Raw genomic sequence first — 18,019 nt, forward strand, 5'->3', positions numbered from 1 at the left:
AAACGCAGGGGGCGCCCACCGGCTCAGACGGCGCAGCAGGTGAAGCGCTCGCCGATGTGCTCGGGCTGCTCGATCTCGTCGACCAGTGCCACCGCGTAGTCCGGCACCGGGATCCAGCTGCGGCCGGCGGCGTCGCCGAGCAGCTGGTCCAGCCCGGTGCGGTAGCGGCCGGTCCGCTCCCCCGGCACCAGTTCGGCCGGCGGGGAGAGCACCGTCCAGCGGACGTCCACGACGGTGCGCAGGTAGGCGAGGGCGGCGCCGTGCGCGTGCATCATCTCCAGCACCCGCTCGGGCAGGCCGGGCGTGTCCCAGCCCCGGACGCCCGGTGCCGTCTCCAGGCTGCCCGCGCCGCCGACCACGATCAGCCGGGGCGCGTCGCCGCCGAGCGACCGCAGGCCTTCGATCAGCGAGCGGGCGGCCGGCTCGATCAGCGCCCGGTGGCCGGTGGCGTCGCCGCCTCCGACGGCGCTCACCAGCACGTCCTGGCCGGCCGCGACACGCGCCACGTCCCCCGGCCGCAGGACGTCGCCGGGGAGGACCGCGGCCGTTGCACCCCGGTGGCGGGCGGGGTCGCGGACCACGGCCGTCACCCGGTGCCCGCGCTCCACGGCCTCCGCGACGACGGCGGCGCCGATCCTGCCGTTGGCTCCGATCACGGCGATGCCGGCCATGGGGTACCTGCCTTCCGGGTGCGCTGCTGGGGTGTGTCCCACGTCTAGCACCCCCCGCGCCGGGGGCCGGAACTGACACGCTGTCGGACTCCCCCGTGCCGCCGGGTGGCAGGCTGGCGCCATGAACGCCGACACCCGGGAAGAGACCCCGCAGCCGGAACCCGCCGCCACGACCGCCACTGGGGTCGGCGGTCCGATGGGCGGCAACCACGTCCGGGCCGCGCTCGACGAGGTGCTGCGCGCCCTCGGGCCGCACACCGCCGACCGCGACTGGTCGGTGCCGGCCGGACCGCTGGAGTGGAGCTGCCGGGAGACGGCCGTCCACATCGCGCACGACCTGCTCGCCTACGCCGGCCAGCTCGCGGCCCGCCCCGACGACCGCTACCTGCCGCTCGACCTCACCGTGCCGCCGGAGGCGGGGCCCGCGGAGGTGCTCACGGTCGTGACCGCCTGCGCCCGGCTGCTGGCCACCGCCCTGGACGCCGCGCCGGCCGACCTGCGGGCCTGGCACTTCGGGCCGTTCGACCCGCCCGGCTTCGCTGCCATGGGAGTGTCCGAACTGCTGCTCCACACCCACGACATCGCCCTCGGCCTCGGCCTTCCCTGGCGGCCGCCGGCCAGGCTCAGCGCCGCGGTGCTGGACCGGCTGACCACGGACGCCCCGCCCGGCGGTCCGGGTGACGTCCTGCTCTGGCACACCGGGCGCGGAGAGCTGAACGGCCGCCCGCGCAAGTCCTCGTGGACCTGGCGGACGGCCGTTGCCGACAGCTGACTGCCGACGGCGGCGCCGGCTCAGGCGGTGGCGGCCCGCTCGGCGGCGCTCCGCTCGACGCAGAACTCGTTGCCCTCGATGTCGAGCAGGGTCACCCAGCCCTTGCCGTCCGGGGTGCGGTGGTCGCCGTGGAGGGTGGCGCCGAGCGCCAGCAGGCGTTCGACCTCCTCGTCCCGGGTGCGGTCCTGCGGCTGGACGTCCAGGTGGACGCGGTTCTTCACCGACTTGCCTTCGGGCACCTGGATGAAGAGCAGCCCGGCGCCGGCCGTCTGCACCAGCGCCTCCGGGTCACCCGGGTTGTCGTCGTCGCTCACCTTGGCGTCCAGCACCTCGGCCCAGAACTGCGCCAGGCGGTAGGCGTCGGCGCAGTCGATCGTCATGTGTCGTACGAGAGAAGCCATACCGGCCACTCTGGCCCGGCTCCTCCCTCCCGGTCCAGCGGTTATGTCGACGAGCAGAGCGCGGAGCGGCTGTGGAGGTGCCCGTCCAGCGGGAACTCCGGCGGCAGGGCCGGCAGCACGGACCGGAAGCCGTACCCGGCCTTCTCCGCGACCCGGCAGGACGCCGTGTTGTCCACCTGGTGCAGCAGCTCGAGCCGGACCAGCCCGTCGGCGGCGAAGGCGGCGAACGCCCAGCCGGTGAGCACCTCCAGCGCGCGCGGGGCCACGCCCCGGCCGCGGGCGGCGGCGGCCGTCCAGTAGCCCACCTCGGCCACCGGGCCGCCGGGCTCGGCACGCTTGAGCACCACATTGGCGACCAGCTCGGCCGGGGCGTCGTCCCGGTCGTCGGCAGAGGCGTCGTCCCGGCCGCCGGTCCGGCCGCCGGCTCGGTCTGCGCGGGGCTCCAGGACGGCGAAGCTGTACCGGTGGCCCTCCGCCCAGCCGCGGCGCTGCAGTTCGAGCCAGCGGGCGGCCTCGGCCTGGTCCGTGACCGGGGTCCGGGTGAAGCGGCGCAACGTCTCGTCGCGGTAGATCCCGATCAGCGCGGGCGCGTCCTCGTCCCGGAACGGCCGCAGCACCAGGCCGCCCCCGGACAGGGCGAGGTCGGCGGCGACGGCCGCCCCGGCGGCGGCCGCCCCGGCCGGGGAGCTCCCGGCCGGGGTCGGCTCCGCGGCGAGCAGGTCCGCGGTGGACGTCACTTCAGGCCTTCCCAACCCCAGCGCGGGGTCGGGCCCGGGTCACCGAGGTCGGCACCGGCCGGTGCCGCCGAGACGTCCTTGGCGATCTTCGTGCCCCAGTCGAAGTACTCCAGCACCCGCCGGCGCAGCAGCTCGTCGTCGGGCAGCTCCTTCCGGACCGCCTCGCCCATCAGCTCCATCCAGCGGCTGCGCTGCTCCTCGGTGATCGCGAGACCCAGGTGCGAGCGGAGCAGCGACTGGTGGCCGCCGAGCTCGCCGGTGAACCGGGCCGGGCCGCCGAAGATCTCGCCCAGCCAGACGGCGACGTGCTCGATGTGGGTGGTGGTGAAGTTCGCGAAGACGGGCGCCAGCACCGGGTCGGCCAGCACGCCCTCGTAGAAGGTGTTGCTCAGCCGACGCAGCGCGTCGATTCCGCCGATGGCGTCGTACAGGCTTCCGGACCGTTCGTCGCTCATGCGTGTTCTCTCCCCGTGGGTGGGTGCGTGGGCACCTTCTGTCCGACACCTTCCTAACAGCCCGGCGGGTGCGCCGAGTCCCCCTGCAGGCCACTGTTCGCCGCGGGCTCAGCAAGTGGAGCCGCGCGTTCCTGGTGCGGCCCGACCGCGCCGCCCGGCCGTGCCCGGCCGCCGGCTCCCGTTGGCCGCTTGACCTTGACCCTGGCGGCAGGGTTGGAGGCTGCAGGCATGAACGAGAGCACGGAGCACGAGACAGTCTCCCGGGTCGTCCTGGTCACCGGGGCGGGCACCGGGATCGGCCGCGCCACCGCGCACGCCTTCGCCGCGCAGGGCCCGGAGGTCCGGGTGGTGGCCGTCGGCCGGCGCGCCGGGCCGCTGGCGGAGGCGGCGGGCGCCCACCCCGGCCGGATCCACCCGCTGGCCGCGGACATCACCGCGCCCGGCGCCCCCGAGGCGGTGGTGCGGGCGGCGGTGGAGCGGTACGGCCGGCTGGACGTCCTGGTCAACAACGCCGGGATCGTCCGCAGCGGTGCCGTCGGCGGCCTGGACCGGGCGGGGATCGACGCCCAGCTCGCCACCAACCTGACCGCCGCCCTGCTGCTCGGGCAGGCCGCGCTGGCGCCGCTGGAAGCGAGCCGGGGCGTCATCGTCAACGTCACCACCTCGGTCGGACAGCGCGGTTGGCCGGGGAACTCGGTCTACGCGGCGAGCAAGGCGGCGCTGGAGTCGGCCACCCGCAGCTGGGCGGTGGAGCTCGCACCGCGCGGCGTCCGGGTGGTGGCGGTGGCGCCCGGGGCGATCGACACGCCGATCGGCGAGCACTCCGGCCTCGGCGCGGAGCAGCGGGCGGCCGTCCGGCGGTGGCAGATCGCCCACACCCCGCTCGGCCGGATCGGCCGGCCCGCCGAGGTCGCCTGGGCCGTCACCCTGCTCGCCGCGCCGTCGGCCTCGTTCGTCACCGGAGTAGTGTTGCCCGTCGACGGCGGCGCCGTCGTGGGGTGACGGGGTGGAAGGACGGGGCGGGGTGCTGATCGGCGAGCTGGCGCGGGCGACGGGGACGACGGCCCGGGCGCTGCGCCACTACGAGCAGGCCGGGCTGATCGGCTCCTCGCGCGCGGCCAACGGCTACCGGGAGTACGACGGGTCGGCGGCGGTGCGGGTGCGCAACATCCGTGCGCTGCTGGCCGCCGGGTTCACCCTGGAGGACGTCCGGCCGTTCCTGGGCTGCCTGGACCACGACGTCCTGTCCGCCCCGCCGTCCGCCGCCGCGCTGCGGATCGCCCGGGAGCGGCTGGCCGTCCTGGAGCGCCGGATCGAGGCGCAGACCGCGGCCCGGGACCGGCTGGTCGCCGCCCTGGCGGCGGCGGAGACGGCCCGGGCCGCCGCCGGGACGGGCTCGTCCGCCGCCGGGACTGCCGCGCCCACCGCCGGCGCGGCCCCGGCCGCCGCCGGGAGTTGACGCGGGCGGCCCGAACGGGTGACACCCCCGATCGGGGGTGTGCAGCGCGGCGCGGGCGGAGGACAGTGGGCGCATGCAGATTCCCCTCTCCGTGATGGACTTCCTCGACCGGGCCGAGCTCGTCTACGGCGACCGGGTCGGCATCGTCGACGAACCGGTCCAGCCTGCCCGCTCCTGGGGCGAACTGACCTACCGCCGGGTCGCCGGGCTGGCCCGGGCCCAGGCCGCCGGGCTGGACCGGCTGGGCGTCGGGCCGGGCGAACGGGTCGCGATCGTCTCCCACAACTCGGCCCGGCTGATGACCTCGCTGTACGGCGTGAGCGGGCACGGCCGGGTGCTGGTGCCGGTGAACTTCCGGCTCAGGGCCGAGGAGGTGTCGTACATCGTCGAGCAGAGCGGCGCGTCCGTGCTGCTGGTCGACCCCGAGGTCGCCGACGCGCTGGACGGCGTGACGGCGAAGCACAAGTTCGTGCTCGGCGCCGAGAGCGACGCACTGCTGTACGACTTCGACCACGCGCCGCGCCGGTACGAGTTCGGCGAGGACGACACCGCGACGATCAACTACACCAGCGGAACCACCGCGCGTCCCAAGGGCGTTCAGCTTACCCACCGGAACATCTGGTTGAACGCCGTGCTGATGGGCCTGCACTTCGGCGCCACCGACCGGGACGTCTACCTGCACACCCTGCCGATGTTCCACGCCAACGGCTGGGGCCTGCCGTTCGTGCTCACCGGGCTGGGCGCGCAGCACATCGTGCTGCGCAAGGTGGACGGCGCCGAGATCCTGCGCCGGGTCGAGCGGCACGGGGTGACCTTCCTGTGCGGCGCCCCCGCGGTGGTCCAGATGGTGCTGGACGCGGCCGCCGACTGGGACGGGCCCGTCCCCGGCCGGGACCGGGTGCGGATGATCGTGGCCGGCGCCCCGCCGCCGACCTCGGTGGTGCAGCGCGTCGAGGCCGAACTCGGCTGGGAGTTCATGCAGATCTACGGCCTGACCGAGACCTCGCCGGTGGTGACGGTCAACCGCGGCCGCTCCGAGTGGGACGTCCTGGAGCCCGCCGAGCGGGCCGAGAAGCTGGTGCAGGCCGGCTCACCGGCGATCGGCAACAAGGTGGCGGTGGACGGCCAGGGCGAGGTGCTGGTCCGCTCCAACGTCGTGCTGTCCGGCTACTGGAACCAGCCGCAGGAGACCGCGGAGGCGATCCGGGACGGCTGGTTCCACACCGGCGACGGCGGCACCCTGGTCGACGGCTACCTGACCATCTCGGACCGGAAGAAGGACGTCATCATCAGTGGCGGGGAGAACGTCTCCTCGATCGAGGTGGAGGACTGCCTGTACGACCACCCGGCGGTCGCCGAGGCCGCGGTGATCGGCGTCCCGGACGAGAAGTGGGGCGAGACCGTCAAGGCCCTGGTGGTGCTCAAGCCGGGCCCGGAGGCCGCCGGCGTCTCCGAGGCGGACCTCATCGCGCACTGCAAGCAGCGGCTGGCCGGCTACAAGTCGCCCACCTCGGTGGAGTTCCGGGACGCGCTGCCGCGGACCACCACCGGCAAGCTGCAGAAGTTCCGGCTCCGCGAGCCCTACTGGGCGGGGCGGGAGCGCAAGGTCAACTGACCTCGGCGCCCGGCGACAGCAGCCCGGACTCACGGGCCACCAGGGCGAGTTCGGTGCGGTTGCGGACGCCGAGCTTGTGCATGGCGTTCTTCAGGTAGCCGGTCACCGTGTTGCAGGTGAGGCCCAGTTGGGCGGCGATCTCCGGGTTGGTCCGGCCGGTCGCCGCCCAGCGCAGCACCTCGTGCTCGCGTCTGGTGAGCGGTGCCGGCCGGGCCGGCGGGAGCCGGTCCGACGACGGAGGCCCGGCCGGCGGGACCGGGGCGGCGGCCTTCGGCGGGCCGCCGTCCGGCGCACCGCTCCAGGCCGCCGCCCCGGCCAGTGCCCGGGTGGCGGCCGCGGCGAGTCGGGTGACGGCGGCGATCCGCACGTCTCCGAACGGGACGACCGCGCGCAGCGAGGCGTACACCACGCCGTGCACCGTGCCGCCGTGCAGCAGCGGAACGGTGAGCATCGCGTAGAGGTCCTCGGCGGTGACGGCAGCGTCGTAGTGGTGCGAGATCGTGGTGGCGGCCCGGTAGTCGGGCACCCAGGTGGGGGCGTGCTCGGCCAGCGCGCGGCCGCCCAGACCGGTCCCGGCGGGGACGGCGAGGTCGTGCAGCAGGTCGGCCCGGGTGCCGGCCCAGTGCCGCAGCACCATGCCCTCGGGGGCCCGGGCGCGGCGGTCCGGCTCTGGCACGCCGACCAGGCCGACGTCGGCGCCGCAGTCGGCGACCACCCGGCGGGCGAGGTCGCCCAGCACCGCGTCCCGGACCAGATCGGCGGCCCGGCGGGCGAGGTCGTCGATGTCGAGGCCGTCGGCCGCACTGCTGCCGGCGGCACGGCCACCGGCTGCGCGGGCGCCGGCCGCACGGGTGGGGGTGTCCGCAGCCCTGGTCATCGCGCGATTCTCACACGCGGTGCGGCCGGTGGCGAGGGTCGTGACGGGTGTCTTCCGCCGAGTTCCGGGCGGGTGCGCCGGGTGGGGCGTAGGGTGCGGGCTTGGGTTACCCGCGAGTCACATCGCCCCGCGGCGGGCTCCACGACCGCACCGGCCACCACCGGCACGGACCGCCGCGGAGACGGACCACGACAGACACGGACGACAGACGTGAAGGGGATGCCGATGACGACGGACCCGAAGGGCCCGGGTGCCCGGGACGTGCTGGCCGGCCTGCTCGACGACCTGCGGGCCGAGAGCGCGGTGCTGGACGGCCTGGTGGCGGGGCTGGAACCGGCCGGATGGGCCGCGGACACCCCCGCCCACGGGTGGACGATCGCGCACCAGATCGCCCACCTGGCCTGGACCGACGACTGGGCGGAGCTCTCCGCCCGCGACCCCGGGGCCTTCACCGCGGAGTCCGGCCGCGTCTTCGGGGAGCTGGTGGCCGCGGGCGCCGACCCGGTGGAGGACGGGGCGGCGCGCGGCGCGGCCGAGGAGCCGGCGAAGCTGCTGGACCGGTGGCGGGCCGGACGGGAACGGCTGGCCGCCGCGCTGGCCGCGGCCCCGGGCGACGCCCGGCTGCCCTGGTTCGGGCCGCCGATGAAGGCCCCGTCGATGGCCACCGCGCGGCTGATGGAGACCTGGGCGCACGGGCAGGACGTCGCGGACGCGCTGGGCGTGGTCAGGGAGCCGACCGCCCGGCTCCGGCACGTCGCGCACCTGGGGGTGCGGACGGCGGGGTTCGCCTTCTCGCTGCACGGCCGGCCGGCCCCGACCGACCCGATCCGGGTGGAACTGACCGCCCCGGACGGCGAGTTGTGGACCTGGGGGCCGGCCGACGCCGCGGACCGGGTGACCGGCCCGGCGCTGGACTTCTGCCTGCTGGTGACGCAGCGCCGGCACCGGGACGACCTCGCCCTGACCGCCACCGGCGGGACGGCGACGGCCTGGCTGCCGATCGCGCAGGCCTTCGCGGGCGCGCCCGGCCGGGGGCGGAAGGCGGGCGGCGGGCAGTGACCGGAGCGGAGCCCCGCCGGCCCCGCCCGTAGGGGCCGGACCCACTCGTCCGATTGACTGACTGTTCGTCATATCTGCACGCCGGCAGCCCAAACCACTCCTTCCGGCGATATGCAGGGTTCTGGCGCGAATGATGCAATACCCGAGAGGCCCGGCGCGGCGCAGGCACCCCCACGACTGCACCGCGCCGGCCCCCCTCGGCCGTCAGGGGCCGCGGCCGAACCGTCCTCAGATCCCCAGCCGCAGCGGGCTGAGCCGGGTGGCGACCAGGTTGGTGGCGCCGCGGTCGCGCTCGATGTGGCCGTGGACCAGCAGGCCGGCCCGGTCGAGCGCGGTGCGGCGCTGGGACTCCCAGACCGGGCGGCTGCAGATCACGTTGATCAGGCCGGTCTCGTCCTCCAGGCTGAGGAAGAGCACCCCGCCCGCCGTCGGCGGCCGCTGGCGGTGCGTCACCAGTCCGCCGATCACCACGGCGGTGCCGGGCGCCACGTCCGGCAGCTGGGCGGCGGTCAGCGCGCCGCCGCGCTCCAGGTGCGGGCGCAGGTGCTGGACGGGGTGGCTTGTGGCGGAGCTGCCGGTGGCCCAGAGGTCGGCGATGGTCTCCTCCACCGGGGTCATCTCGGGCAGCTCCGGGGCCTCGGTGCCCGGCGTGGTGCCGGGCAGCAGCGCCGCCGAGACGCCCGCGTACGCCCCCGCGGCCCAGAGCGCCTGCCGCCGGCCCAGCCCGAAGCAGCCGAACGCGCCCGCCGTGGCGAGGGCTTCCAGCACCGGCGCGGGCAGACCGGTCCGGCGGGCGAAGTCCTCCAGGTCGGCGTACGGCTGCCCGGCCGCGATCGCCTCGGCCTGCAGGGCGCCGACCCCCCGGACGGTGTCCAGGCCGAGCCGGACGGCCGGCTGCGGCTTCCCCGCGGTGAGCGGCGGCTTCGGGGTCGGCCCCCGGTACGGCTCCAGGGTCGGCCGCGGCCCGCTCGCGTTGACGTCCACCCCGCGCACCCGGACGCCGTGCCGGCGGGCGTCCGCGATCAGGCTCAGCGGCGAGTAGAAGCCCATCGGCTGGTTGGCCAGCAGGGCGCAGGTGAAGGCCGCCGGGTAGTGGTACTTGAGCCAGGCGCTGGCGTACACCAGGTAGGCGAAGCTGATCGCGTGGCTCTCCGGGAAGCCGTAGTTGGAGAAGGCCTCGATCTTGGTGTAGATGTCCTCGGCCACCTCCTCCGGGATGCCGCGTTCGGCCATGCCGCCCAGCAGCCGGTCGCGCAGCCGGGCGACCCGCTCGTGCGAGCGCTTGGAGCCCATCGCCTGGCGCAGCCGGTCTGCCTCGGCGGGTGTGAACCCGGCACAGTCGATGGCCAGTTGCATCATCTGCTCCTGGAACAGCGGCACCCCGAGGGTCTTGCCGAGCGCGTTCTCCATCAGCGGGTGCGGGCAGCCGGCCGGCTCCGCCCCGGCCCGGCGCCGCAGGTACGGGTGGACCGAGCCGCCCTGGATCGGGCCCGGGCGGATCAGTGCGACCTCCACCACCAGGTCGTAGAAGTGGTCCGGCTTGAGCCGCGGCAGGGTGGCCATCTGGGCGCGCGACTCGACCTGGAACACGCCCACCGTGTCGGCCCGCCGCAGCATCGCGTAGACGCCCGGGTCGTCGTCCGGGACGGTGGCCAGGGTGTGCCGCACGCCGTGGTGTTCGGCGATCAGGTCGCAGGTGTCGTGGAGTGCGGCGAGCATGCCGAGGCCGAGCAGGTCGATCTTGACCAGCCCGGCGCCGGCCACCGAGTCCTTGTCCCACTGCAGCACGGACCGGCCCGGCATCCGGGCCCACTCGGTCGGGCACATCTCGCCGATCGGCTCCCGGGTGAGCACCATGCCGCCCGAGTGGATGCCCAAGTGCCTCGGCAGGCCGTGGAGTTGTCCGGCCAGGGCGAGGACGTCGGCGGGGATGACGGCGTCCGCACCCGGTGTGGAGCGGAAGTCGGCCTGCCGGCTGAACGCGTCCACCTGCCCCTGCGGGTAGCCGAGCACCCGGGCCGCGTCGCGCAGCGCCAGCCGGGGCCGGTAGGTGATCACGTTGGCGACCTGGGCGGCGTGCTCGCGCCCGTAGCGGCGGTAGACGTACTGGATGACCTCCTCGCGGCGGCGGTTCTCGATGTCCAGGTCGATGTCGGGCGGTCCGTCGCGGGCGGTGGAGAGGAAGCGCTCGAACAGCAGCTTGTAGTGGATCGGGTCGACGGCGGTGATCCCGAGCGCGAAGCAGACCGCCGAGTTGGCCGCCGAGCCGCGGCCCTGGCACCAGATGTCCTCCTGCCGGCAGAAGTCGACGATGTCGTGGACGATCAGGAAGTAGCCGGCCAGATCGAGCTCCTCGATGACGTCCAGCTCCCGGGCGAGCTGCCGGCGGGCGGGGCCGTTGCCGGACCCGAAGCGGGCCGGGCCGCGCTCGGCGACCAGGGCGCGCAGGTGGCTGATTTCGGTGTGCCCGGGCGGGACGGGGTGGCCCGGCAGCTCCGGGTCCAGCCGGGTGAAGTCGAAGGCGCAGGCGCGGGCCAGGTCGACGGTCGCCTCCCGCACGCCGGGGAAGCGCGCCAGCCGGCCGGCCATCTCGCGCCCCGAGCGCAGGTGCGCGGTGCCGGCCGCGTGCGTCCAGCCCGCCGCCTCCTGGAGCGTGCGGCGCTCGTGCAGCGCGGCGAGGCTCTGCGCGAGCCGGCCCTGGGCCGGGCCGGCGTGGTGGGCGTTGGTGGAGGCGACGACGGGCAGGCCGAGCCGGGCGGCGGAGGCGGCGAGGGCGTCGTTGCGCAGGTCGTCGCCGGGCAGCCACTGGTCGATCAGCTCGACGTACACGTTGTCCCGGCCGAACGCCTCGACGAGGCTCTGCAGCCGGTCCTCGGCCGCCCGCCGGCCGTCGGGGCCGCCCCCGGCGAGGGCGGCCGGCACCCGGCCGAGGCGGCAGCCGGTGAGCACCGCCCAGTGGCCGCCGTGCGCAGCCGCCAGCGCCGCGAAGTCGTACGCCGGGCGGCCCTTGGCCCCGCCCGCCAGTTGGGCGGCGCTGATTGCCGCGGAGAGGCTGCGGTAGCCGGCCGGGTCGCGGGCCAGGACGAGCAGGTGCTCGGTCTCCCCGCCGGGGCGCCGGGCGGGGTCCGGCCCGTGGCGGAGGGTCAGTTCGGCGCCGAACACCGTGCCGATGCCGACCTCGTGGGCCGCCTCGGCGAAGCGCACCGCGCCGTAGAGGCCGTCGTGGTCGGTGAGCGCGAGCGTCTCGACGCCCAGCCGGGCGGCCTCCGCGACCAGCTCCTCGGGGTCGCTGGCGCCGTCGAGGAAGCTGAAGGCGGAGTGGACGTGCAGCTCGGCCCAGGCCGGGGCGCCGCTCGGCCCGGCGGGGCGGGGGGTGCGTTCCGCCGCACGGCGGCGGAGCGGGACGACCTCGCCTCCGGCCGGGTCGGGCCGGCCGCCGGCCAGACGCCGGTGCAGTTCGCTCCAGGGGAGTGTGGGGTGGCTGGTGAAGCCCATCGGGGGTCGTACCTTCGGTCGTGCTCTGCTGTTGACTCCCCCACCGCTGTTGCGTCCCCCACCGCTGTTGCCCCCGGCCGCTGCCCCCCGGCCGGGTCAGTCGTAGCCCGCCTCCACGAACCACTCACCGCCCTCCACCGTGAGCAGCAGCGCCCGGCCGTCCGCCACCGTGACCTGGAAGCGCGCCCGGCGGCGGGCGAGCGCCTGGTCCCACCAGTACTCGACCGCCGGCCAGGGCCCGGTCCAGCCCTCCACCACCAGCTCCCGCCCGCGCAGCGCGACCCGGTCGGGCCGGGCCGACACCCCCGCCCGGCCGTCCACCACCACCGGCCGCCCCTCCGCGTCCAGCACGGCGGCCGGCACCGGGGTGCGGTGCACCACGGCCGGCCAGACGTCCGGCAGCCGGCCCGGCCAGGGCGCGTCGGCCGGGGCCGCCGGGTCGTACGGTTCGCCCCACGGCACCCGGACCGCCTGCTCGGCCGGGCCCCGCCCGCCGGCCGGCTCGATCCGGCGCAGCCCGGCGTGGCCGAGCACCGCCTGGACCCGGGCCACCGCGCGCTCCACCCGGTCGTCCGCGACCGCCTGCCCCCAGAGCGCCAGCTGCCGCCCCTGGTCCGGGGAGAGGTCGTCGGGGACGAGGCGCAGGGCGGTGAAGCCCACGCCGTGGGGGGTGGCGCCCGCGCCGTGCTCGTCCTCCGCCCCGGCCGGGGTGTCGAAGGTGCCCGCGCCCTGCCAGGCCTGGAGCTGCCAGCGGACGCGTTCGGCGAGCGCCGTCGCCGACAGCCGACCCTCGTGCCGCCAGAGCCGTGAGACGGTCCGCCCGTCGGCGCAGGACACCTCGACGGCGACCCGCTGGCAGGTCAGACCCGCGCCGGCGAGCCGCCGGTGCAGCTGCTCGGCCAGGGCGCGGGCGACGAACACCAGTGGCTCGGCGAGCGGCTCGGGCGGGTCGAAGCGCTGCTCGACGGAGAGGTCCGGCCCCTCGGCGCGCGGGACCAGCGGGCGCGGCTGGAGCCCGCGGGCCAGCCGGTGGGCGACCGTGCCGGTCGGGCCGAAGCGGTCCGCGACCGCCTCGGCGGGCAGCGCGGCGAACGCCCCGACGGTGGACAGGCCGAGCCGGTCCAGCAGTTCCGCCAGCGCCTCGTCGCCGAGCGCGGCCACCGGGTAGGGCGCGAGGAACTCCGCCGTCCGCCCGGCCGGCACCAGCACCCCGGCGCGGGCGGCCAGCACGGCGGCGAACAGGCCGTCGGCGACGCCGATCCGGCCGTGCGGGGCGGGGGGCGGGGTGGCCGGGGGTTCCGCTCCGGGGGCCGCCGGACCGGCGGCCGGGGGCGGGTACTCGGCGGGGCGCTCCTGCGGCGGGTACCCGGCGGGGCGGGCGAACCCGCCGCGCGCGCCGTCCCGGGCGGCCGGCGCGGCGGCGAGCAGCTCGTCCACGGCCGCCGCCCGGCGGCGTGCCCCGGCCCGCTCGGCGTCCGCCGGGTGCAGCGGGGTGACCGCCGCCACGCCGCGCCCGCGCCGGGGGGTGTCGGTGGTGGCGACGGGGTCGGTGCCGTGGTCGGCGCCGGCCGGCCCGGGGGTCGGCTCAGGGGTCGGCCCGGCGCCCGCCCCGGCGTCGGCGGGGTGGGTCTGCGGGCCCGCGTCCGGCCCGGCCGGGCCGCTCCCGGACCGCTCGGCCGGCGGGCGGGCCAGCGCGGCCGCCACCGCCGCCTGCACCTTGGCCGCCAACGCCTCCTCGCCGCCGAAGTACCGGCTCGGCCCCTTCACCGGGATCGCGCACAGCCCCGGGCGCAGCACCTCCACCCGGGGGGTGAACGCCTCCACCGCGGCGACCACCGGCTCGAACCGGCGGGTCTCCGCCTCCGGGTCCCGGTCGCGCAGCTCCAGCGCCGGGCAGAGCCGCTGGGCCAGCTTCAGCCGCTGCCCCTGCCGCACCCCGGCCGCCCGGGCCGCGTCCGAGCAGGCCAGGATCCGGCCGCCGGCGACCACCGCCACCGGGGCACCGTCGGCACCGGCCTCCCCGCCGACCGCCGCCACCGGCCAGTCCGGGCACCAGACCACCAGCACCCGCGGGGTCACGGCCGCGCCGCCGGCCCCGGGCGCCGTTCCGCCCTCGGTCATCTCACACCACCGCCATACGTTCGAGGCCCGTCCCGGCGGCCTCCGACGCCACGTCCCCCTCCGTCTCCCCCACGCCGGCCGTCCCGATCCCGGAAACCGTCCCGGTCGCCGCGGCCGGTTCGGCCACCGCCCGCACCGCGCCGCGCTCGTCCGGCAGCCAGAGCCGGGCGGTGTGCCCGCGCACCGCGGACCCGCGCCCCTCGGCCACCACCTCCACCTGCCGCCCGGTGAGCCGGCCGTGCCCGTCCCCCAGCCCGAACCACCGCGCGGACCGCACGCCCAGCCGCAGCCCCGCCCCCGGCCACGGCCCGGCCACCAGCAGCACACAACCGCTGCGCCGCAGCACGGCCGCCAGCCGGGCGGCCGGCTTCGGCGCCACCGGCCCGTCCGGGCGCAGCATGATCAGCTCGACCGCTCCGGCCAGCACCGACACCACCTCGGCCCAGTGCGGCCCGGGGTCGTCCGCCACCAGCAGCCGCCGCAGGTCCAGCCCGTACCCGGCGGCCGCGGCCAGCCCCAGCTCCGGCAGCCCGACGGCCGCCGCCCACCCGCCGTCCGACTCCCGCACCCCGGCGGCCAGCGCCAGCAGCAGCCCGAGGTCCCCGCCCCCGACGGACACCGCCGCCCCCCGCCGCAGCCCGCCCTCCGGCAGCACCTCCCGCAGCGCCGGCAGCACCGGCAGCAGCCCACGGCCCCCGGCCCCCTCCCCGCCTCCGAGCGCAGCCGCCGACACCACCGGGCGGAGCGGCTGCCGCTCGGCGGTGGATTCGAAAACAGATTCGAAAAGGGGCACACCCCCAGGATCGAACATCCGTTCGCAAAGATTCAAGTCCGACACCTCCACCCCACCCGTCACGCTCCGTGTGCCGCGTCGGGCGGTCGTCACGAGGCGAGGCCTCTCGGTAGGGCCGGGAACGGGCGAGGAAATGCATGGAGGCGGGCGGCGGGGGCCGTACGATCGGGCGCGAACGCGCGAAAACACGGTCCGGTCGGTAGTCCGGGCGCCGCCGGCCCCGAGCCGGCGGTCAGTAACCTCCCTCCCAGGGTGTCCGGCGTGTTCCTCCCGGCGCGCGACCGCGCGCGGGGCGTGGCACGACCATGGGAGGACGCACCATGCCGAGCACGTTCAGCGTGTTCTTCGACGACCCGTTCTGGGTCGGGGTGCTGGAGGTCTCAGCACCCGGCGGAGTACGCGCGGCACGCCATGTCTTCGGCGCCGAACCCGGCAACGCGGAGTTGCTGGAGTTCGTCCGCCGGGACTTCGGCCGACTGCTGGACGCCGCGCTCGCCGCACCCGAGGTGGCCGTCGAACGGCGGACCCGGCGGCGGGCGGTGAACCCCAAGCGGCTCGCCCGGCAGGCCGCGAAGGAGCAGGCGGCCCGGCCGCTGAGCAGCGCGGCCGAGGAGGCGCTGGCGCGGGCACACGAAGAGGCCGGGCACCTGAACCGCGCGGCGGCCAAGCGGCGTGCGGCCGAAACCGCGCGCGAGCAGCGGGGTCTGTCCCGGCGTCAGGCCCGGGCGCGGCACCGGGGCCGGTAGCCCCCTGGGCCCGCCCGTCCTCGGTGGTTGCGCCGGGGACGGGCGGGACGGCACCGGACCGGACCGGTCAGCCGTCGGGGAAGTCGGGTTCGTTCGGCATCGAGCTGTGGTGATCCACCGGCCGGTCGGTGCCGAAGCGGGCCCAGCACCAGTAGGCGCCCGCGGCGGCGGCGACGATGCCCGCCGGAACGAGGATCGCGAGTACCCAGTCGAGCATGCCGTCCCCCCGGATGGCCGACTTCAGTCGTCCACCCGTCAGGGTAGGGCCTGACCGCCCTCCGGCGGGAGGCCGCGCCCACCCCATCCGCCGCCGGGCGGGCGGCGGGCCCGGTAGTCGGCGACGGCGGCCTCCCGCTCCTCTCGTCTCGTCGGGGGCGCCCGATGGGGCCTCTCACGGGTAGGCAGAAGCCATTTCGACGTCCTCGGCGGGGAATCTTCGAGAAGGCAGCGGGACCCCGGCGGCGCCCGCGCACCGACGCCCCGGCCCGACCGCCCCCGCCCGGCCCCGGCCGCCCCGGGCCGCCCCCGGCCGCGCCCTCCGGACCACGTTGACCGGCCCCTGACCTGCCCCTAAGGTCGGCCTGTGCAGCGATACGACTGGCTGAAGCGGATTCAGCGCCTGGACCCGGAGACCGAGTTCACCGAGATCTACCGGATCAGCAGCTGGTACGAGTTCCCCTGGGACACCACCCAGTCGCTCAGCTTCGCGCTCTACCGCACCTACGCGGTGCCCGGCATCGGCCGGCTGCTCGCGCGGACCGGCGAGTTCACGCTGCGCGCGCAGAAGCGGTACGACGACACGGTGCTGATCCTGGAGGCCGTGATCGAGCACGGCTTCGCCTCCGAGCAGGGCCGGGAGGCGATCCGGCGGATGAACCAGATGCACCGCCGGTACGACATCTCCAACGACGACTTCCTGTACGTGCTGGCCACCTTCGTCGTGGTCCCCAAGCGGTGGCTGGACGACTACGGCTGGCGCCCCTACTCGCCGCACGAGGTCCGGGCCACCACCAACTACTACCGGGAGCTCGGCCGCCACATGGGCCTGAGCGGCGTCCCGGAGACCTTCGAGGAGTTCGAGCGGCTGCTCGACGACCACGAGCGCGCCCACTTCGGCTTCGACGAGGGCGGCCGCGAGGTCTCGGACGCCACCCTCGGCCTGATGGCCTCCTGGTACCCCACCCCGGTGCGCCCCGCGATGCGCACCTCCTCCCTCTGCCTGCTCGACGACCCGCTGCGCGAGGCCTTCGGCTACCCGGCGCCCCCGGCCGCGCTGCGGCGCGCCGTCCGCGCCGGCATGCGGCTGCGCGGACGCCTCGTCCGCCTGCTGCCGCCGCGCCGCCGGCCGCACCTGGCCCGGGACGGCCGGCAGGTCCGCAGCTACCCCGGCTACCCGTACGGCTACCGGATCGGTGAGCTCGGCACCTTCGAGAAGGACGGTGCGCCGAAGCCGTCCGGCTGCCCCTTCCCGCACGCCGCAGCCCGCCCGGAGGCCCGCTCCGAGACACCCGCCGAGGACTGACAACCCGCCGCGGGGCCCCTTCCGGCCGGGCGGCCTTCGGAGGCCGCGCCGCTACGCGCCGCCCGAACGGTGCCCCGCCGTCCACCGGGCCGGTGTCGGTGGACGGCGGGACGCCGGGGGGCGGTCGGGCGTCAGCGGGAGCCGGAGTCGACCAGCTCGGGGTGGTGGCGGCGGGTGACCTCGGGGTGGGCCCGGGTGTAGCCCTTCCACTCGTTCAGACCGAACTCCGCGAAGAGCGGGTTGGCCGGGTCCTCGGTGGCGCCGGGGGCATGGTGGGCGGAGGGGAAGTCCAGCGGCTCGATGTGGGCGTCGAGCCGCGGGTTGTAGAAGAACGGGACGGAGAAGCGCTCACGGGCGCCGGGCGGGCTGACCACACGGTGGCTGGTGGCCTTGAGGTAGCCGTCGGTGGCGACCTCCAGCAGCTCGCCGAGGTTGACGACGAAGGCCCCCTCCATCGGCGGCACCTCCAGGAAGCCGCCGTCCGGGCGCTCCACCTGGAGGCCGCCGACGGTGTCCTGGAGCAGGAGGGTGATGAAGCCGTAGTCCTTGTGCGCGCCGACGCCCTGGCCGGCGCCGTCCGGGGCGGTGCCCGGGTAGCGGACCAGCTTCAGCCGCAGGTGCGGGTGGCCGGCGAAGGCGTAGTCGTAGAAGTCCGGACGGGCGCCGATCGCCGTCAGGAGCTCGTGCAGCAGCCGCGCGGCGACGCCGCCGAGGCGGTCGATCCAGCCGAGCGCGGCGGTCCGCAGCTCCGGGAGCGCCGCGGGCCACTGGTTCGGGCCCTCCAGCCACCAGTACGGCGGCTCGCCCCCGGCCGGGACGTGCGGGGGCAGCTCGGCGCCGATGTCGAGCTGGTCGCGCCAGTCCCGGCTGCCGCCGGTGCGCTCGTCGCCGGTGCGGGTGTAGCCGCGGTAGTGCGGGGAGTTGAGGTTGCTCACGGCGAGCCGGTCGGCCTCCGGGAGGTCGAAGAAGGCCCGCATCGCGTCGGTGAGCGCGGCCGTCTCGGCCGGGGTGACGCCGTGGCCGACGAGCTGGAAGAAGCCGACGCCGGTGGCCGCGGCCCGCAGGTCGTCGTGCAGGCGGCGCCGGTCGCCGGGGCTGCCGTCGGCGAGCGAGAGGTCGATCACCGGCAGGGTGCCCGGGGAGGCGGTCGGCGCGGCGGAGGGGGTGCTGGAGGTGGACTGCTGCTGCGTCATGGGTGACATCCGCTGGGTCTCGTCCCGACCGGTTCCGGTGGTCGACCGGTGGCTCCGGGGCCGTGCCTGGTGCGGCGGGTGCCCGGGGTCGGGAGGGGGAACG

17 protein-coding genes are annotated in these 18,019 nt (G+C 76.4%); 7 read left to right on the forward strand and 10 right to left on the reverse strand.

Annotated features, from left to right (window positions below; genetic code table 11):
• Positions 1–23: 23 nt before the first annotated feature.
• Positions 24–671: an NAD(P)-dependent oxidoreductase gene (locus ACIPSC_RS27300; RefSeq protein ID WP_400828768.1), complete on the reverse strand. Its 648-nt coding sequence runs from the start codon at positions 669–671 to the stop codon at positions 24–26.
• A 121-nt stretch (positions 672–792) separates the two neighbouring features.
• Between ACIPSC_RS27300 and ACIPSC_RS27305 the strand changes: the two genes are divergently transcribed.
• Positions 793–1,443 carry a maleylpyruvate isomerase N-terminal domain-containing protein gene (locus ACIPSC_RS27305; RefSeq protein WP_400828770.1) on the forward strand — a complete coding sequence of 217 codons (651 nt, stop codon included), beginning with the start codon at positions 793–795 and terminating at the stop codon, positions 1,441–1,443.
• Between the two features lie 20 nt (positions 1,444–1,463).
• Here ACIPSC_RS27305 and ACIPSC_RS27310 read toward each other — a convergent pair whose 3' ends face one another.
• From ACIPSC_RS27310 to ACIPSC_RS27320, 3 genes are all read right to left on the reverse strand, one after another.
• Complete coding sequence (locus ACIPSC_RS27310; protein ID WP_400828772.1) at positions 1,464–1,844, reverse strand: VOC family protein; 381 nt, start codon at positions 1,842–1,844, stop codon at positions 1,464–1,466.
• Between the two features lie 41 nt (positions 1,845–1,885).
• Positions 1,886–2,458 (reverse strand): GNAT family N-acetyltransferase, encoded by a 573-nt coding sequence (locus tag ACIPSC_RS27315; RefSeq protein WP_400829048.1) that lies wholly within the window; start codon positions 2,456–2,458, stop codon positions 1,886–1,888.
• A gap of 119 nt (positions 2,459–2,577) precedes the next feature.
• The gene (locus tag ACIPSC_RS27320) at positions 2,578–3,036 is read right to left on the reverse strand and encodes a group II truncated hemoglobin (RefSeq protein ID WP_400828774.1); all 459 of its coding nucleotides are present in this window, start codon (positions 3,034–3,036) and stop codon (positions 2,578–2,580) included.
• Between the two features lie 228 nt (positions 3,037–3,264).
• Between ACIPSC_RS27320 and ACIPSC_RS27325 the strand changes: the two genes are divergently transcribed.
• The 3 genes from ACIPSC_RS27325 to ACIPSC_RS27335 all read left to right on the forward strand — a co-directional run bounded on the left by ACIPSC_RS27325 (position 3,265) and on the right by ACIPSC_RS27335 (position 6,110).
• On the forward strand, positions 3,265–4,038 hold the full coding sequence (locus tag ACIPSC_RS27325) for an SDR family NAD(P)-dependent oxidoreductase (RefSeq protein ID WP_400828776.1): 774 nt from the start codon (positions 3,265–3,267) through the stop codon (positions 4,036–4,038).
• A 22-nt stretch (positions 4,039–4,060) separates the two neighbouring features.
• Entirely contained in the window at positions 4,061–4,495 is a 435-nt protein-coding gene (locus ACIPSC_RS27330) for a MerR family transcriptional regulator (RefSeq protein WP_400829050.1), read from the forward strand.
• A gap of 73 nt (positions 4,496–4,568) precedes the next feature.
• A complete protein-coding gene (locus ACIPSC_RS27335) occupies positions 4,569–6,110 on the forward strand; it encodes an AMP-binding protein (protein ID WP_400828778.1) in 1,542 nt (513 codons plus the stop codon).
• Here ACIPSC_RS27335 and ACIPSC_RS27340 read toward each other — a convergent pair.
• On the reverse strand, positions 6,103–6,987 hold the full coding sequence (locus ACIPSC_RS27340) for a LuxR C-terminal-related transcriptional regulator (protein ID WP_400828780.1): 885 nt from the start codon (positions 6,985–6,987) through the stop codon (positions 6,103–6,105). The two genes, ACIPSC_RS27335 and ACIPSC_RS27340, sit on opposite strands and share 8 nt — an antisense overlap.
• A 225-nt stretch (positions 6,988–7,212) precedes the next feature.
• On the opposite strand from ACIPSC_RS27340, the gene ACIPSC_RS27345 reads away from it, so the two are divergent.
• Positions 7,213–8,046: a TIGR03084 family metal-binding protein gene (locus tag ACIPSC_RS27345; protein WP_400828782.1), complete on the forward strand. Its 834-nt coding sequence runs from the start codon at positions 7,213–7,215 to the stop codon at positions 8,044–8,046.
• 228 nt (positions 8,047–8,274) lie between these two features.
• On the opposite strand, the gene ACIPSC_RS27350 is transcribed toward ACIPSC_RS27345, so the two are convergent.
• From ACIPSC_RS27350 to ACIPSC_RS27360, 3 genes are all read right to left on the reverse strand, one after another.
• On the reverse strand, positions 8,275–11,541 hold the full coding sequence (locus ACIPSC_RS27350; protein WP_400828784.1) for an error-prone DNA polymerase: 3,267 nt from the start codon (positions 11,539–11,541) through the stop codon (positions 8,275–8,277).
• 96 nt (positions 11,542–11,637) lie between these two features.
• Positions 11,638–13,662 (reverse strand): hypothetical protein, encoded by a 2,025-nt coding sequence (locus ACIPSC_RS27355; RefSeq protein WP_400828787.1) that lies wholly within the window; start codon positions 13,660–13,662, stop codon positions 11,638–11,640.
• A 1-nt stretch (position 13,663) separates the two neighbouring features.
• A complete protein-coding gene (locus ACIPSC_RS27360) occupies positions 13,664–14,455 on the reverse strand; it encodes a hypothetical protein (RefSeq protein WP_400828789.1) in 792 nt (263 codons plus the stop codon).
• Between the two features lie 320 nt (positions 14,456–14,775).
• On the opposite strand from ACIPSC_RS27360, the gene ACIPSC_RS27365 reads away from it, so the two are divergent.
• Positions 14,776–15,201 carry a YjdF family protein gene (locus ACIPSC_RS27365; RefSeq protein ID WP_400828791.1) on the forward strand — a complete coding sequence of 142 codons (426 nt, stop codon included), beginning with the start codon at positions 14,776–14,778 and terminating at the stop codon, positions 15,199–15,201.
• Positions 15,202–15,268: 67 nt separating this feature from the next.
• On the opposite strand, the gene ACIPSC_RS27370 is transcribed toward ACIPSC_RS27365, so the two are convergent.
• Positions 15,269–15,418 carry a hypothetical protein gene (locus ACIPSC_RS27370; RefSeq protein ID WP_400828793.1) on the reverse strand — a complete coding sequence of 50 codons (150 nt, stop codon included), beginning with the start codon at positions 15,416–15,418 and terminating at the stop codon, positions 15,269–15,271.
• A 366-nt stretch (positions 15,419–15,784) separates the two neighbouring features.
• On the opposite strand from ACIPSC_RS27370, the gene ACIPSC_RS27375 reads away from it, so the two are divergent.
• Positions 15,785–16,723 (forward strand): oxygenase MpaB family protein, encoded by a 939-nt coding sequence (locus tag ACIPSC_RS27375; protein WP_400828795.1) that lies wholly within the window; start codon positions 15,785–15,787, stop codon positions 16,721–16,723.
• Positions 16,724–16,854: 131 nt separating this feature from the next.
• Here the strand turns inward: ACIPSC_RS27375 and ACIPSC_RS27380 are convergent, their stop codons facing one another.
• Positions 16,855–17,916 carry an isopenicillin N synthase family dioxygenase gene (locus tag ACIPSC_RS27380; RefSeq protein WP_400828797.1) on the reverse strand — a complete coding sequence of 354 codons (1,062 nt, stop codon included), beginning with the start codon at positions 17,914–17,916 and terminating at the stop codon, positions 16,855–16,857.
• Positions 17,917–18,019: the final 103 nt, after the last annotated feature.

Origin of the sequence: Kitasatospora sp. NPDC090091 (genome assembly GCF_044747365.1) — a bacterium.
Taxonomy (GTDB): Bacteria; Actinomycetota; Actinomycetes; order Streptomycetales; family Streptomycetaceae; genus Kitasatospora.

Bases quoted from the DNA above. Each gene is read 5' to 3' on its own strand.
- ACIPSC_RS27350 (WP_400828784.1), bottom strand. From the start codon at position 11,541: ATGGGCTTCACCAGCCACCCCACACTCCCCTGGAGCGAACTGCACCGG.
- ACIPSC_RS27320 (WP_400828774.1), bottom strand. From the start codon at position 3,036: ATGAGCGACGAACGGTCCGGAAGCCTGTACGACGCCATCGGCGGAATC.
- ACIPSC_RS27305 (WP_400828770.1), top strand. From the start codon at position 793: ATGAACGCCGACACCCGGGAAGAGACCCCGCAGCCGGAACCCGCCGCC.
- ACIPSC_RS27345 (WP_400828782.1), top strand. From the start codon at position 7,213: ATGACGACGGACCCGAAGGGCCCGGGTGCCCGGGACGTGCTGGCCGGC.
- ACIPSC_RS27335 (WP_400828778.1), top strand. From the start codon at position 4,569: ATGCAGATTCCCCTCTCCGTGATGGACTTCCTCGACCGGGCCGAGCTC.
- ACIPSC_RS27370 (WP_400828793.1), bottom strand. From the start codon at position 15,418: ATGCTCGACTGGGTACTCGCGATCCTCGTTCCGGCGGGCATCGTCGCC.
- ACIPSC_RS27325 (WP_400828776.1), top strand. From the start codon at position 3,265: ATGAACGAGAGCACGGAGCACGAGACAGTCTCCCGGGTCGTCCTGGTC.
- ACIPSC_RS27380 (WP_400828797.1), bottom strand. From the start codon at position 17,916: ATGACGCAGCAGCAGTCCACCTCCAGCACCCCCTCCGCCGCGCCGACC.
- ACIPSC_RS27355 (WP_400828787.1), bottom strand. From the start codon at position 13,662: ATGACCGAGGGCGGAACGGCGCCCGGGGCCGGCGGCGCGGCCGTGACC.
- ACIPSC_RS27310 (WP_400828772.1), bottom strand. From the start codon at position 1,844: ATGGCTTCTCTCGTACGACACATGACGATCGACTGCGCCGACGCCTAC.
- ACIPSC_RS27300 (WP_400828768.1), bottom strand. From the start codon at position 671: ATGGCCGGCATCGCCGTGATCGGAGCCAACGGCAGGATCGGCGCCGCC.
- ACIPSC_RS27340 (WP_400828780.1), bottom strand. From the start codon at position 6,987: ATGACCAGGGCTGCGGACACCCCCACCCGTGCGGCCGGCGCCCGCGCA.
- ACIPSC_RS27365 (WP_400828791.1), top strand. From the start codon at position 14,776: ATGCCGAGCACGTTCAGCGTGTTCTTCGACGACCCGTTCTGGGTCGGG.